The organism is Streptomyces sp. AC627_RSS907 (assembly GCF_019049165.1).
Window position 1 is genome coordinate 1 of the sequence record NZ_JAGMUE010001538.1, and the last position, 586, is coordinate 586.

The window sequence follows — 586 nt, forward strand, 5'->3', positions numbered from 1 at the left end:
GTCGAAGCCCGCCTTCCACGCCGCGGGCGCGCCGATCTGCGGCACGCTCTTGTCGAGCGTGGCCTTGCGGATACCGTCCAGCCACACCTTCGCCACCCCGGGGGCAGCGGTGCGGTGCGAGGCACCCCGCGACGCGTCGGTCAGCGCCTCCCAGGCGGCCGTGGCGTGCTCGGGCGAGGCCGTCACCGCGTCGGCGCCCAGCACCGGAAGCGAACGCCGCACCTTCGTACCCTCGGCGGCCCGAAGCTTCGCCTTAGCGGCGGGCCGCTCGCCCTGGTAGGCCACGATGAGCCGCACCCCGGCGCGCTGGCTGGCCACGTACTCCGGCCGGCTCAGCGTCGTCACGTCGAACAGCCGCCGGTCCACCGTGCCCCGGACGATCAGGCGACGCGCGTCGAGCGGGATCACGTACGCGTGCCCGCCGCGCCGCTCCACCTGTACGGGGATGTGCTCGCGCCCCTTGGCCGGTTGGAAGGTCGCCGGGCGGCCCTTGGCGTCGACCGCGACCCGGTCACCGGTGACGAGGGTGACCCAGGTGCGGGCGGTTCCGGTGCGGTGGGTGTTCTCCACGCGTTGGGTGTCGGCC

The 586-nt window shown here is 74.7% G+C and carries 1 pseudogene; it reads right to left on the reverse strand.

Annotation, left to right across the window (positions count from 1 at the left end):
* A pseudogene (locus KUM32_RS42880) lies at positions 1–570 on the reverse strand (peptidase S8); the annotation flags it as partial.
* Positions 571–586 lie beyond the last annotated feature (16 nt).